This window comes from Dyella dinghuensis (assembly GCF_003977615.1).
Lineage (GTDB): Bacteria > Pseudomonadota > Gammaproteobacteria > Xanthomonadales > Rhodanobacteraceae > Dyella_B > Dyella_B dinghuensis.
Map to the genome: position 1 here is coordinate 723,116 of NZ_RYZR01000005.1, position 12,996 is coordinate 736,111.

The following is a 12,996-nucleotide window of genomic DNA, read 5'->3' on the forward strand; positions in this document are numbered from 1 at the left end:
TGTCCCACCTTTCGGAATCCCGCACATGAAACTCACCGCCCGTTCCGCCGCTCTTTACAGCGTTACGTTCGCCGGCCTGCTGGTGCTCAGCGCCTGTGGCAAGAACGATCAGTCGGCGAATCAACCGGCTCCTTCCAGCACGGCTCCGGCCGCGCCGAGCACTGCGCCGGCCAAACCGGCCCCGGCCAGCACGGCCGCTGCTCCGGCCGCTGCACATACCGCTGCCGCTCCGGCTGCCGCCAGCACCGCTGCTGCCGCGCCGACGCCGCCCACCGCTGCACCGGCTGCTGCCGACAACGGTTTCCAGGTGGCCACGGTGACGTTGGGCGATACGGTCACGCCGGATCATAAAGTGCGCAAGGAAGTGCTTTCGTTCTCGCCGAGCCAGAAGACCATCTATGTGAGCGTCGACACCAGCGGTACCACTGCCGGTGCAACGCTCAACGCGAAGTGGAGCTATCTGGAAGGCAGTGGCCAGCTGGTCACCAGCACCAGCCAGTCGATCACTGCCGACGGTCCGGCCACCACCACGTTCCGCGTGGTCAATCCGAACCTGTGGCCGGAAGGCAAGTACAAGGTGGACATCTCGCTCGACGGCAAGCAGGTCGCGAGCAAGCAGTTCGAAGTGAAGAAGAGCTAAGCCGCTTCGACAAGCAGTGACCCGGGGCGCCCCGCGAGGGCGCCCTTTTGTTGTGCGATTCGTCGCGGCACCTGTGCTTATGACGAATGCGCCATCGAAGCCCCAGAACGCTTCGTGAGTTTTTCTCTGCAATGCCCGGTATGGCACCATCGCCGTCTCGGGGAAATCGAGAGGCCGTTTCAACGTGGAGCAACAAGGCGGGGCCGAAGTCCTTAGCCAGGAAGATGCCTTGAGCCGGCCGGGCCCGGTCTGGTTGCGTCGATTCGGCGGTCCTGCGTTATCGGTGTTGATGCTGTGTCTGGCGCTCTGGGCGCTGTACCGGCTGGCTGGCGAGGTGAGTTACCACCAGGTTGGCGAGTACATGCATCGCCTGCGTCGCGGACGTATCGGTCAGGCCATCGTGCTCACCGCGCTTGGTTATGCGGTGATGCCGCTGTACGACTTGTTCGCCTTGAACGCGATCGGCCGCAAATTGCCGCGTCCGCGTGTCGCACTGATCTCCTTCATCAGTTACGCCTTCAGCAACACGCTGGGCATGGCGATGCTGGTGTCCGGTTCCATTCGCTACCGCTTCTATATCCAGGCCGGCTTGTCGACGATAGAAGTCGCCAAGGTCGTGCTGTTCTGCACGATCAGTTTCTGGCTGGGCCTGTTTGCCATTACCGGCGTGACGTTGTTGTTCGTGCCGATTCCGCGCAGTCTGCCGCTGGGATCTGTGCACTTACTGCTTGGGATTGTGCTGTGTGCGATTCCACTGCTGTGGCTGGCCGGCGGCGCGATATTCCGGCGTCCGGTAAAGCTGTGGCGCTGGGACGTGCGGCTTCCACCCGTCTCGATCGGACTTCGGCAGGTTGTTGTCGGCGCCATCGACTGGGGTCTGGCGGCGGCAGTGCTCTACGCGTTGATGCCTGACGAGCTGGTGCTGCATTTCGGTTCGTTCCTCGCGATTTTCGCTCTGGCGCAAATTGCTGGCTTGATCAGTCACGTACCGGGCGGCCTGGGTGTGTTCGAAGCGGTGATGCTTGCGGGCTTCGGCGCCACCGGCAATCAGGCGCTGTCCGCACCCATTCTCGGCGCGCTGGCCGCCTATCGCGGTGTCTACTATCTGCTGCCGCTTTGTGCGGCGGCTGTCGTGGTGGTGGTACGCGAAGCACGCGGATTACGGCAGGCTGCGTTGCTGACGCCATGGTTCAACGGATTGCTGCCGCCGTTCTTCTCCGGACTCACCTTGGTATCCGGTGCAGTATTGCTGTTCTCCGGCGCCACTGCTGTGTTGCCCGGCCGATTGGAATTGCTCAGCGATATCTTGCCGCTGCCAGTGATGGAAGCGTCGCATTTTCTCAGCAGCGTCATCGGCATGTCGTTGCTGATTCTCGCGCGCGGCTTGCAACGGCGACTCGACGCTGCCTATTGGCTCACGCTGATTTTGTTGATCGCCGGTGCCGTGGCGCAGTTGCTGAAAGGCATCGATTACGAAGAAGCGGGTCTGCTGATCTTGCTCGCCGTCGCCCTGGCGCCCGCACACCGTCTGTTCTACCGGCGCGCGTCGCTGTTCGACATGACGTTCTCGTTCGGCTGGTTTCTTGCCTGTGCGACGGTGCTCGGCTGCACGGTATGGCTGGTGTTCTTCAGCTATCAACATGTTGAATACAGCCGCGACCTGTGGTGGCAATTCAGTTTCTATCACGGCAACGCGCCGCGTGCGTTGCGCGCGCTGGTGGGCGCAACGGGCGTAGCGCTGCTGTTTGCGCTGACGACGTTGATTCGTTCCGCACGTCCGCGCCCTACGCTTCCCGACGAATCGGAATTGGCGCGCGCAACGCCGCTGATCAAGCATTACTCCTCCGCACAAGCACACCTGGCGTTGATGGGCGACAAGAGTTTGCTGTTCGATCCCGACGGCAAAGCGTTTCTCATGTACGGCATCGAAGGCCGCAGCTGGGTGGCGATGGGTGATCCGGTCGGCCACGACGAGCGCGCACGCCAGGAGCTGGTCTGGACCTTCCGCGAACGCTGCGAGCGCGGCGGTGGCTGGCCGGTGTTCTATCAAGTCACGCCGGCGGATCTGGATCTGTATCTCGAAGTCGGTATGAGTCTTCTGAAGATCGGCGAAGAAGCGCGCGTGCTGTTGGAACACTTCAATCTCGACGGCAAGTCCAAGAAAACATTGCGCGGCACCGTCAACAAATTGCATCGCGAAGGCTTGCGGCTTGAGGTCGTAGCGGCTCAACACGTTCCTGCACTGCTGCCGAAACTCAAATCCGTATCCGATGCGTGGTTGCGCGATAAGCGCACGCGCGAGAAAGGCTTCTCGCTTGGCGCATTCGACGAGCGTTACCTGTCGCGCACACCGATGGCGGTAGTGTGGCAAGACGACAAACCGGTCGCCTTCGCCAATCTGTTCCTCTGCGAAGACAGCAAGGAAGAGGCCTCCGTCGATCTGATGCGCCAGTTGCCAGATGGCCCCACCGGACTAATGGATTACCTCTTCGTCGAGCTGATGCTTTGGGCCAAGGCCGAAGGCTATCGTTGGTTCAACCTCGGCATGGCGCCGCTCTCGGGCTTGCAGAGCCGCCGCCAGGCACCGCTGTGGAACCGTTTCGGCGCACTGATCTTCGGCCGTGGCGAACGCTTCTATAATTTCCAGGGTTTGCACCGCTACAAAGACAAATTCGATCCCGAATGGGAGCCGCGCTATATGGCGGTCCCGGGCGGCATCGCGTTACCGGTGGTGCTTACTAATGTTGCCAGCCTCATTTCAGGCGGCCTGACCGGAGTGGTGCGCCGATGAAATTTCGTCTTGTCGCGGTCGTAGTGATTGCCGCTATCGTCGCCGCGCTCTTTATCTTCAAACCACTTCCGCGCCCGAGCCTGGAAGAGGCCACCGTAAAACTCCCAGCTACGGCGCAGGCACCTGCCGGCCACGACGACGTGCTCGCGGTTTTCTATTCCGGCGATGGCGGCTGGCGCGATCTCGATAAGGAAGTCGGCAACCGTCTCGTTGCGCGCGGCATACCGGTGCTCGGCATCAGCTGCCTTTCTTACTACTGGCGCAATCGCTCGCCGGAAGAATCGGCGAAGGACCTCGACGCACTGATCAACAAGTACACCACGCAGTGGCACAAACAGAAAGTATGGGTGATCGGCTTTTCGTTCGGCGCAGACGTGGTACCCACGATTGTCGAAAAGCTGAGCCCGCAGAACCGCGCACGCGTTTCGCAGATCGTGCTGCTTTCGCCCAGCCGCGATACGAATTTCGAGGTCGAGCTGGAAGGCTATATGACCGAGAACTGGCTCAAGACGCATACCAAGGCGTTTATGGAATGGCTCAATCCGGTGCCGCACTTCCCAGCTCTCCCGCGCATTGCTGCCTTGCAGAACAAGCCGCCCGTGATTTGCTACTACGGTCACGATGACAGCGACGACAGCGCCTGCAGCGACCCGACCTTGCCCAAATGGGTGAAGGTTTACGAAATGCCGGGTGATCATCATTTTGACTACAACTATGATGGCCTTGCCACGCGCATGATCGGCGACCTGCCAAGCGACGCACCGGCATCGCCACAAACAACATCGCCTTAAGACGCATTAAGCGATGCACTAACGCGTGCATCGCTCCGTCGCGATTTCAGCGGACCGCGCGTCCAATCATTCATCTTGATCAACGTGAATGACATGCAGGCTGTCTGCACATACCTCCAACACCGGATTTACGCCGAAGGTGATCAAATTGGTTACTGCATCGGGAGCATGTGCCTGATGCACACCACGAGTGTCTACTCATGCGTCCGAATCCCAAGAGGTACTGTCATGAATCAAGACATCATCAAGGGTCAATGGAAACAGCTCTCCGGCAATATCAAACAGCACTGGGGAAAACTGACCGACAATGATCTGAAGGTTGCCGAAGGAAGCATGGAATATCTCACCGGCAAAGTCGAAGAACGCTATGGCATCGCCCACGAAGAAGCTGAAAAGCAGGTACGTGCGTTCGAGCGCGAATTGAACAAACGCGGCGGCACGACGACTCACCACTAATCAACACACGCGGACCCCGCACCAGCACGTTCCGTTGTTCAAATTATTCTGGCTGGTGCGGGGACGATGGAATAAGGCACGTTAGCCACCCCCATCATCGCCTCGACACTGACTCTGGACTTCGCAGTCGGCGGCGCAGCCAAGCGCTGCTGCACGGCATCCAAGCATTGCAAATGCTGCGTGACGATCGACTTCACTTGACTGAACCGCTCCGACTCGCACGTACATCACACGGACATCTCGTTCACGGCGCGATTGATCGAATCGATGCTGTCGACAGGAGTTGTCGGCACGTCGAAATCGTCAGCACGAGGTAAATGTATGAATCACGACACCATTGCTGGTCAGTGGAAACAGGTCAGCGGCAAGATCAAGGAACAATGGGGCAAATTGACCGACGACGACATGAAAGTTGTCGAAGGCAATGCCGACATGCTCGCGGGCCGGTTGCAGGAACGTTATGGCATCGCACGCGACGAAGCAGAACGGCAGGTGCGCGAGTTCGAAGAGGACTTGAGCATGAGCCGACAGAAGACACCTCGTCGCCATTGATGATTGCGCTCGCGCGCCGACCGAGCCGTCTTCTTTACTGACAAAGCCGGTACGCCATTCAGATCATTCCACGTTTAACCTTCACCGTAGGAGATCGCCATGCTTTACTGGGCTGCCGTATTTTTCGTTATCGCCATCATCGCCGCCGTGTTCGGCTTTGGCGGCATCGCCGCCGGTGCGGCGAGCATCGCAAAAATTCTCTTCATCGTGTTTGTTGTCCTGTTCGTGCTGTCGCTGATCTTTGGCGGCATACGACGCGGACCACGTTTATAACGATCGATATCAATACCGAAGATCGCGGCACCTTAGGGTGCCGCTTTTTTTTGTAACTTTGAGCGACGAAACCGGGTCGCTACAAACCAACGATGTGCGGGTTGCTTGCGCCGGGCGGCCCTATCTGGGCCGCGTATCTAACCGTTGCGAAATATCACGATCTCATGCGGCGTCATCGTATCGTCCGTTTGCAGCCAGCTTTCCTGCGCGACAACTTCCGTGCACGGGCCAAGCGTACCGATGCGAATCTCGCGCTGCGCCGCTTCATGTCGGAGCATGCTCATCACCTCGTGCAACAGTGTCCCAGTGAACGGTGTGTACAGATAGAACAACGTGCCCTGTGAAAAATCAGCATCGCGCACGTCTTGCGCGAGAAACGTCGCGTTGTTCAGCCTCAAATCGCTAGCACTCTTTCTCGCGCTGGCGACGTATGCGGGCTCGCATTCGATGCCGATGCAACGCGCCGAAGAGCAAATCGCCGCAAGCAAAGGTACGTGACCAAGACCGGCACCGAGGTCGACAAGAACGTCTTGCTCATTCAACCCGGTGCGGCTGATGAATTGAAAAATCTGCGTCGCTGGCGTCGGCTGGTAGAACACCATGTCCGGTGCAAGTTCGGCGCTGACGTCGTGCGGTTCATCCAGTTGCAGAACGCCGCTGACCAGCACGTCCAGGTCGTCGTACCTTTCGCTGCCTGCCCGGCCGGCGTTCTTTTCATCATGATCCGCCTCATGCGTGCACTGCATGAGGCGATGTGCACCGCTCCCTGCCCGTATGTCGCGACGCAGGGATTCGTAGAAGTCACGATTGGATGCCTCAAGTTCGGCCCCTATTTTCGATACCTGATCGAGCATTGCCCTGTCGGCTTCGGCATCCTCGTGAATAAGACACGATTCAAGCCGGTCGAGTGCATCCAGCCGCCTTCGCCAATTGTCGGTCACGTATAGAGTGCGATCGGACTGCAGCTCCACGAGGAGACGCGATAACCTGCCTTGCGCGTTCATGGCGGCGCTTCTCGCGGCAGATATCCGGCCTCGAACGCATCAGGCTCGCGCATGAATGCCTCTCGAAAGGATGGGGGTACATGTTCTGCTTCCAGAGTGCGAAAGCGAAAACCCAAGAGGCATCGAATGCAATCGATCAAGGTTCGTTCCGTGGGAAAAGAGGATTTCCAGGCATGGAAGCCATTGTGGGATGGTTATAACGCTTTCTATGGCAGAAAGGGATCCACGGCGTTGCCGGAAGAGATTACGAAAACGACCTGGGCGCGATTTTTCGACACCGATGAACCCATGCACGCTCTCGTCGCAGAACGCGAAGGCGCGCTGATAGGTCTTGCGCACTATCTTTTCCACCGAAGTACGATTCAGCGCGAACCGACTTGCTATATGCAGGACCTGTTCACCGATGAAGCGGCACGTGGCGCGGGTGTCGGGCGCGCGTTGATCGAGGAAGTCTATCGGCGCGCTGCGATGGTGGATTGCCCACGCATCTACTGGCATACGCACGAAACGAACGCAACGGCGATGGCGCTTTACGACCGTGTCGCCGACAAGTCGGGTTTCATCGTGTATCGGAAAGTTCGCCTGTAACGACAGCGCCGTCAGGACAGTGATTGGCGCCGGATCCATTCGGCGAGCTGCGCCAGCACCTGGTGCCGGCCCGTTTCGGTTTCATTGAACAGCTCATGGTAGAGCGTATCGAAAAAGCGGCTGGTGAGATGCTTCGTGGCCCATGCCCCCGACGAAAAATCGCGGCTGCCGGATGGGTCCACAAGCCGGTCGCTGCCGGCAACGAGCAGAAGAGTCGGTACACGCAACTGCCACGCATCCGTCACGCTGGATGCGCCGGCACGAAAAATGAAATCGGCCAGACGCGGCGTGACCTTGTTGCTGCAGAGCGGATCGTTTCGATACGCCTCGATCACATTGGCGTCGTGCGACAACCCATCCAGCTTCAGGCCGTTGCGCAAAGGAAGATTCGGCGATACCCGCGTCAACACGCTGGCCAAACGACGTAGCCACGGCCCCTCATAGCTGCGCAAGGCGGGTGACGACAACACCAGGGCCGGCGGTTCGATGCGACGATCGAGCACCGTTCGTACCGCGACGAGACCGCCCATGCTATGCCCGAGCAGCAGGGGTGCCCGACCGGTGGCGCGCGCGTAATCGTTGTAAACCGTCGCAAGGTCTTGCAGCAGATCGTCGCTATGCCGGAGCGCGCTGCGCTGACCGGGCGTGTGACCATGGCCGCGCTGATCGTAACTTCGCACGGCAAAACCTCGCGCGAAGAACCACTGCGCCAGCTGTTCGTAGCGTCCACTGTGTTCGCCCAGGCCATGCACGATCAGCACCGCGCTTTGAGCCGAAGGATTGGGCCAATCGCGCAAAAAAAGCTTCTGACCATCTGGCATGGTCAGCCATGCAGGGTCAGCCGAATGTGTGGCACGTTGATTGACCGCCATTGAATGCGCCCGTGGTTCCATAGCCCGCCCTGCCCGACCCACCTACATTACCTCCACCGTGGCCTGCGCGGAAGCCGGTACGTCACCGGTCGCAACCCTTTGCGAAAACCGTTTCGTCGCTTCGAAGACTTTTCATTTGGACGTCCAAACGAATTGTTCTCAGTGCGAAAAATCGAATCGCGGCAAGCAGATTACTTTTCGTTGCGCGGAACATTTCGTGCAGACACCCCACTTGCTCGTACGAAATGCATGCTAGACATGCAAAACAGCGCAATCCCGACGCTCGCCGCTCACGTGAAATACGCGTGAATTCGGCTGTTTTTTTGACCTTACGCGCCAATCCGTGACGCACTTCACTAAAGCGTATCGCGCGATAGCCGATCTACATCAGCACGCCGCGCGTGTCGTATCCGAACTTATCGAGTAGTCGCGCTTATGAAATTCATGCGTACCGCAGCATCCCTATCCCTCATCGTCATGATGTCGACGGGCGTCGCGCACGCCGACGGATCTGCCGAAAACATGACGCCTCAAACTGTGACGCGGGTCGCAAAGGTGGCCGGGTCGGTCATCCAGGCCACAGTACGTTCGGTCGACAGGGCAACGCCGGCCGGACCGGCCGGCCAGGACGATATCGCCGCCGTCTGCATCACTTCCGGTTCCGATGTCGGCCAGTGTGGCGTGTCCGCGACCCTGGCGCAGGCGGGTTGCGGTGCCGCTGGCAAGCCTTTGTCGTCATGTCACGACGATAAAGTTGCACGCGCGCAACATGTCGCCCTCTGCAATGCAGAGGACGTGGGTCTATCGGGTTGCCTGTCGAAATACGCCACCGCCCTCGTGCGTCATCCGGATATGGCCGAGAAGGCCTATCAGTTCAGCGTTCGCCGCGATGACAAGAATCTTCCCGACGTTACTGTGCTCGTCTCAGCCAAGCAGACCGAACAGGATGCGGCACAGATGGCGCTGGACAGCATGACATCGGCGAGGACGGCATCAAGCAACTGATCACGCCGGGTGTGCAGTTGCATTGCAACGGCTACTGCGCAGCAGAATCCTTGCCGTCCAATGCATTCTGCATCTGTTGCGCCAGGTCGCTGAGATCGCTTTTTGCTTGCTCCTGCATGTCGTCCATCTGGGCAACCACACGCAGTAACTCATGCGGGTCCAAACTCCCGGAGCGAAGGTCGGTCATCGTGTCGATCATTCTTGGGCCATTGATGATCAATCTGAGATTGCTTTCGAGCGTCGTGGCCGTTTCCCGCTGGGCAGCATAGACAGCCGAATAGCGATACATGCGTTTGCTGTCGATCCAACTTGCCGACTGGTTGGCCACGGCTACGTCCCAGGCTTCCTGGCGCAATGTTGGCCACCTAAGGTTGAGATTGAAATTAAAGCTATGGATTTGTGTCAGGGCGAGTTGCTCGAGGTCTTTATCGGGCGCCTTGGTTTTCAGATCCTGTTCCAGCGTGTCGCGAAGACGACCCAGAACATCCGCTTGACGCGTGTCTTTCGCTAAAGCCTCGCGAACCTCCACCAAATTAGTGCGGATTTCCGCGTCGATCTGTTCACTGGCCGCCTCGGCTGCGTGTTGATGATGAACACGCTCGATCCATGCCTCAAGGCCAAGCGCAGTGAGGATACTGAGCACAATCATCAGGTAGTGCTTGAGAAAATCCTTGAACGACTTCAGAGCGGTGCTGGGCAACTCCAGATGCATGGCGGACAACTCCTGGCCTGATATGCCGGCAAGGGTAACGACTCTCGAAGCCAACCGGAAAGTACAAGGCGCGAATTTGAGTGCAAAACCGGTTCGCCTGACTCCATATGTCTGGAATGCAAGGTCTCGATCAATGGCCCACGGCCGGGCGTGCCGACCGGAAGCCTTCAAAAATCACTGAAATTTACTGCCCGATATCGCGCAACTTCCGGCCGCTCATCAGGTTGCGCTCGATATGCTCAAGCGTGACACCCTTCGTCTCAGGCACCAGCCAGAAGGTGAGACCGATAAAGACCAGGTTGAGCGCCGCATACAACCAGAATGTCTCGGTGTGACCGACACTGTTGAGCAAGGTGAGGAAGGTGGCACCGACGATCATATTGGCGATCCAGTTGGTAAACGTGGAGCAGCCAATGCCGAAGTCGCGGCCTTTCAGCGGTTGCACTTCCGAACATAGGGTCCAGATCAGCGGACCGGCCGACATCGCAAAACCCACGATAAAAACCAGCAACATGCCAACGGTGAACAGCTGCATCGCATGCGACACCGCACCCATGCCCATCATTGCACCGACCACGCCGAGGCCGATCGCCATTACGGCGAAGCCGGTATACAGGATCGGCTTGCGGCCCCACTTGTCGATCAGGCCGATCGCGATGAACGTGGCCAGCACGTTGGTGAGGCCGACGATGGCGGTAAACCACATCTGTGAGGTGGTGTCGTAGCCCATGTCCTTGAAGATGCGCGGCGCGTAGTACATCACGACGTTCATGCCGGTGAACTGTTGCATCAGCTGCAGCAACACGCCAAGACCGACCGAGCGGCGAAAATTGCTGTTCTCCAGAAACAAATGCCAGCCGCGCTGGGGTGTACGCAATTGCTCTTTGATCTCGTTGGCTTCGCGCGTCACCGCGTCAGGATTGCCGCGCAGCTGCTGCAGTACATCGAGGGCTTCGGCCTCGCGGTTGCGCATCATCAGCCAGCGCGGGCTGTCGGGAAGAAAGAAAACGCCAAACAAGAACAACACGCCAGGGATCGCGATCACACCCAGCATCAAGCGCCAGTTTCCGCTATAGCTGAAGGCCGTGTCGGAGAGAAACGCGACCAGGATGCCGATGGTGATCATCAACTGATACAACGAAACCATCGCGCCACGAATGAATTCGGGTGCAACTTCGGCGAGATAGAGCGGCGCCGTAAACGTCGATATGCCGATCGCCAGGCCCAACACTACGCGTGCCGCGATCAGTGTGTAGGGCGACCACGCGAATCCGCAAAGCAGCGAGCCCACCACGAAGAGCACGGCGCCAAGAATCAGCGAGCGCTTGCGGCCCAATGCAGCCGACATCCAGCCAGCCAGCAGCGCGCCCATCGCAGCACCGAACATCATGCCGCTGACGATCCACTCCACCATATGATCGGAGATCGCGAAATCGCGCTGGATGAACTGCGTGGCGCCCGATATCACACCGATGTCGAGACCGAACATGAGTCCGGCGAGCGCAGCGAGCACGCAGGTAAATACCGCGGTCGCTTTCGCGTGCGTCGCAGCGGGCGTAGCAATGGCATTCATGGATGACTCCCCGGTCGGATAAGCGAATTGGATGCCTTGATCGGCATCTTCATGTCGGTGTCGTGAATTGCATGGCGTGGCGCGGTCACGCAGGATGGCCAGCAAAACGCGGTTCGGCGATGCCGGTGAACGGCACATCGACGGCAAACAGGCCGCCGGCATGCGGGTCATGGGCAAGCGCTTCCGCGCTGAGACCATCGCGTGCGCTGGTGATGTAAAGCGTATTCAGATGCGCACCGCCAAAGGCGATGCGGGTGGGTTGACGGGTCGGCACGGTGATGACGAAATCTTCGTTGCCGTTGCGGTCGTAGCGCACCACGCGGCCCAGTCCCCACTGCGCATTCCACAAACCACCTTCGGCATCCACGGCGGAACCGTCGGGATCACCATTCAGATGCGAGAGATCGATATGAACGCCTGCATCCGCGACATGATCGCCGTACGCACAGCGGCGTATCAAGCCGGTCACCGAATCGCAGAAGTACATCGTCGCCCCATCCGGACTGAACGCGATGCTGTTGCTAATGGCCACAGGGCCTAGTGGAAGCTTTTCGAGCACGCGATCCGCACCAAGTCGATAAAAGCTGCCAGCGGCGTAGCGCGCCTCGCCTGCCGCGGGCTCGTGCAGCGTTCCAAATACAAATCGTCCCTGGCGATCGCAGGCACCGTCGTTGAGGCGTGTCGGCAAGCCTTTCTCCACCTCGGCAATCCGGATCAACTCACCCGATTCCAGATGAAAGAACGCGAGGCCTCTGGCCAAGCCAAGCAAGAGCCACTTATCGTCCTCGCATAACGCGAATGAGGCGAGACGCTCGGGCATGCGCCACTGGCGCGTGCTGTTGTCGGCAGGACAAAAGCGCCACAGCACGGATTGGTGGATGTCGGTCCAATAAAGCACGTTTTCTCGCGGACACCACGTCACGCCTTCGCCCAGCGTGTTGCGTGCATCGAGCACCAACGCTGCGCTCAACGTCATGCCCAGCCGCCGTCGACGATAAAGTCGTGACCCGTGCACATGCGGCTGTCGTCCGCGCCAAGAAACAGCGCGGCGCGCGCAAGGTCATCCGCGGCGAGATAGCCGGGCATGCACTGCTTCTGCTGTATTTCGCGCTCACCGGCTTCGTCCAACCAGAGTTCGCGCTGCTTGTCGGTGATAACCCAGCCGGGCACGAGCACGTTGATGCGAATGCGATCCTTGCCCAGCTCGCGCGCGAGGCCATTGACCAGGCCATGCACCGCCGACTTGGCCATCGCATACATCGGATAGCCCGCGTTCTTGATCATCCATCCGGTGGACCCAAGGCAAATCACCGAACCACCGCCCAGCTCACGCATGCCAGGCACTACTGCCTGCGTTGCGAAATACTGATGACGAAGATTGACGGCAATACTCTGCTCGAATTCCTCGACGGTGGTGTCTTCCAGTCGATGGCGCCGATCATTCGCGGCGTTGTTGACGAGTACGCTGATTTTTCCGACGCGCGAAGCCGCCTCGGCGATCGATGCGCGCAATGCCTCTACATCGGTGACGTCGCAGCGCAGGAATATCGGCGCATGACGCGTATCGGGCAACGCAGCGCGCAAAGCTGCCGCGCCCTTCTCGTCGATATCGAGAAACGCCACACGCGCGCCCTGTTGCGCGAATTGCGTGACGAATGCTGCGCCGATGCCGGTGGCGCCACCCGTAATCAAAACCGCACGATCGACCAGACTGGGATACGTGGCGAACGAAGACATGT

14 protein-coding genes are annotated in these 12,996 nt (G+C 59.2%); 8 read left to right on the forward strand and 6 right to left on the reverse strand.

The window, feature by feature from the left end; genetic code table 11:
* The first annotated feature begins 25 nt into the window (after nt 1–25).
* The 6 genes from EKH79_RS10810 to EKH79_RS10835 all read left to right on the forward strand — a co-directional run bounded on the left by EKH79_RS10810 (nt 26) and on the right by EKH79_RS10835 (nt 5,503).
* Entirely contained in the window at nt 26–640 is a 615-nt protein-coding gene (locus EKH79_RS10810) for a hypothetical protein (protein WP_126673790.1), read from the forward strand.
* Nucleotides 641–869: 229 nt separating this feature from the next.
* Nucleotides 870–3,431, forward strand: a complete 2,562-nt coding sequence (gene mprF, locus EKH79_RS10815) for a bifunctional lysylphosphatidylglycerol flippase/synthetase MprF (protein WP_233590270.1) — start codon at nt 870–872, stop codon at nt 3,429–3,431.
* Nucleotides 3,428–4,222, forward strand: coding sequence for an AcvB/VirJ family lysyl-phosphatidylglycerol hydrolase (locus tag EKH79_RS10820; protein ID WP_126673792.1), 795 nt, complete (start codon nt 3,428–3,430; stop codon nt 4,220–4,222). The genes mprF and EKH79_RS10820 overlap by 4 nt, the downstream gene beginning before the upstream one ends.
* 228 nt (nt 4,223–4,450) lie before the next feature.
* Entirely contained in the window at nt 4,451–4,678 is a 228-nt protein-coding gene (locus EKH79_RS10825; RefSeq protein WP_126673793.1) for a CsbD family protein, read from the forward strand.
* A 321-nt stretch (nt 4,679–4,999) separates the two neighbouring features.
* Entirely contained in the window at nt 5,000–5,230 is a 231-nt protein-coding gene (locus EKH79_RS10830; RefSeq protein WP_126673794.1) for a CsbD family protein, read from the forward strand.
* A gap of 99 nt (nt 5,231–5,329) precedes the next feature.
* Entirely contained in the window at nt 5,330–5,503 is a 174-nt protein-coding gene (locus tag EKH79_RS10835; protein WP_126673795.1) for a DUF1328 domain-containing protein, read from the forward strand.
* 137 nt (nt 5,504–5,640) lie between these two features.
* On the opposite strand, the gene EKH79_RS10840 is transcribed toward EKH79_RS10835, so the two are convergent.
* Nucleotides 5,641–6,507 carry a methyltransferase domain-containing protein gene (locus tag EKH79_RS10840; RefSeq protein ID WP_126673796.1) on the reverse strand — a complete coding sequence of 289 codons (867 nt, stop codon included), beginning with the start codon at nt 6,505–6,507 and terminating at the stop codon, nt 5,641–5,643.
* Nucleotides 6,508–6,633: 126 nt separating this feature from the next.
* Here EKH79_RS10840 and EKH79_RS10845 point away from each other — a divergent pair, with 126 nt between their 5' ends.
* Nucleotides 6,634–7,095 carry a GNAT family N-acetyltransferase gene (locus EKH79_RS10845; RefSeq protein ID WP_126673797.1) on the forward strand — a complete coding sequence of 154 codons (462 nt, stop codon included), beginning with the start codon at nt 6,634–6,636 and terminating at the stop codon, nt 7,093–7,095.
* 11 nt (nt 7,096–7,106) lie between these two features.
* On the opposite strand, the gene EKH79_RS10850 is transcribed toward EKH79_RS10845, so the two are convergent.
* On the reverse strand, nt 7,107–7,967 hold the full coding sequence (locus EKH79_RS10850; protein WP_126673798.1) for an alpha/beta hydrolase: 861 nt from the start codon (nt 7,965–7,967) through the stop codon (nt 7,107–7,109).
* A gap of 522 nt (nt 7,968–8,489) precedes the next feature.
* Here EKH79_RS10850 and EKH79_RS10855 point away from each other — a divergent pair.
* On the forward strand, nt 8,490–8,972 hold the full coding sequence (locus EKH79_RS10855) for a hypothetical protein (RefSeq protein ID WP_126673799.1): 483 nt from the start codon (nt 8,490–8,492) through the stop codon (nt 8,970–8,972).
* A gap of 31 nt (nt 8,973–9,003) precedes the next feature.
* Here the strand turns inward: EKH79_RS10855 and EKH79_RS10860 are convergent, their stop codons facing one another.
* The 4 genes from EKH79_RS10860 to EKH79_RS10875 all read right to left on the reverse strand — a co-directional run bounded on the left by EKH79_RS10860 (nt 9,004) and on the right by EKH79_RS10875 (nt 12,994).
* Nucleotides 9,004–9,684 carry a hypothetical protein gene (locus EKH79_RS10860; protein WP_126673800.1) on the reverse strand — a complete coding sequence of 227 codons (681 nt, stop codon included), beginning with the start codon at nt 9,682–9,684 and terminating at the stop codon, nt 9,004–9,006.
* Nucleotides 9,685–9,868: 184 nt separating this feature from the next.
* A complete protein-coding gene (locus EKH79_RS10865; protein ID WP_325050596.1) occupies nt 9,869–11,455 on the reverse strand; it encodes a sugar porter family MFS transporter in 1,587 nt (528 codons plus the stop codon).
* Nucleotides 11,343–12,233: an SMP-30/gluconolactonase/LRE family protein gene (locus EKH79_RS10870; RefSeq protein ID WP_126673801.1), complete on the reverse strand. Its 891-nt coding sequence runs from the start codon at nt 12,231–12,233 to the stop codon at nt 11,343–11,345. The genes EKH79_RS10865 and EKH79_RS10870 overlap by 113 nt, the downstream gene beginning before the upstream one ends.
* Nucleotides 12,230–12,994 carry an SDR family NAD(P)-dependent oxidoreductase gene (locus tag EKH79_RS10875; protein WP_126673802.1) on the reverse strand — a complete coding sequence of 255 codons (765 nt, stop codon included), beginning with the start codon at nt 12,992–12,994 and terminating at the stop codon, nt 12,230–12,232. Before EKH79_RS10875 ends, EKH79_RS10870 begins: the two co-directional genes overlap by 4 nt.
* Nucleotides 12,995–12,996 lie beyond the last annotated feature (2 nt).

Coding starts and splice junctions, on each gene's coding strand:
- EKH79_RS10810 (WP_126673790.1), top strand. CDS start 26: ATGAAACTCACCGCCCGTTCCGCCGCTCTTTACAGCGTTACGTTCGCC.
- EKH79_RS10820 (WP_126673792.1), top strand. CDS start 3,428: ATGAAATTTCGTCTTGTCGCGGTCGTAGTGATTGCCGCTATCGTCGCC.
- EKH79_RS10825 (WP_126673793.1), top strand. CDS start 4,451: ATGAATCAAGACATCATCAAGGGTCAATGGAAACAGCTCTCCGGCAAT.
- EKH79_RS10830 (WP_126673794.1), top strand. CDS start 5,000: ATGAATCACGACACCATTGCTGGTCAGTGGAAACAGGTCAGCGGCAAG.
- EKH79_RS10835 (WP_126673795.1), top strand. CDS start 5,330: ATGCTTTACTGGGCTGCCGTATTTTTCGTTATCGCCATCATCGCCGCC.
- EKH79_RS10840 (WP_126673796.1), bottom strand. CDS start 6,507: ATGAACGCGCAAGGCAGGTTATCGCGTCTCCTCGTGGAGCTGCAGTCC.
- EKH79_RS10845 (WP_126673797.1), top strand. CDS start 6,634: ATGCAATCGATCAAGGTTCGTTCCGTGGGAAAAGAGGATTTCCAGGCA.
- EKH79_RS10850 (WP_126673798.1), bottom strand. CDS start 7,967: ATGGCGGTCAATCAACGTGCCACACATTCGGCTGACCCTGCATGGCTG.
- EKH79_RS10855 (WP_126673799.1), top strand. CDS start 8,490: ATGACGCCTCAAACTGTGACGCGGGTCGCAAAGGTGGCCGGGTCGGTC.
- EKH79_RS10860 (WP_126673800.1), bottom strand. CDS start 9,684: ATGCATCTGGAGTTGCCCAGCACCGCTCTGAAGTCGTTCAAGGATTTT.
- EKH79_RS10865 (WP_325050596.1), bottom strand. CDS start 11,455: ATGGTCTCAGCGCGGAAGCGCTTGCCCATGACCCGCATGCCGGCGGCC.
- EKH79_RS10870 (WP_126673801.1), bottom strand. CDS start 12,233: ATGACGTTGAGCGCAGCGTTGGTGCTCGATGCACGCAACACGCTGGGC.
- EKH79_RS10875 (WP_126673802.1), bottom strand. CDS start 12,994: ATGTCTTCGTTCGCCACGTATCCCAGTCTGGTCGATCGTGCGGTTTTG.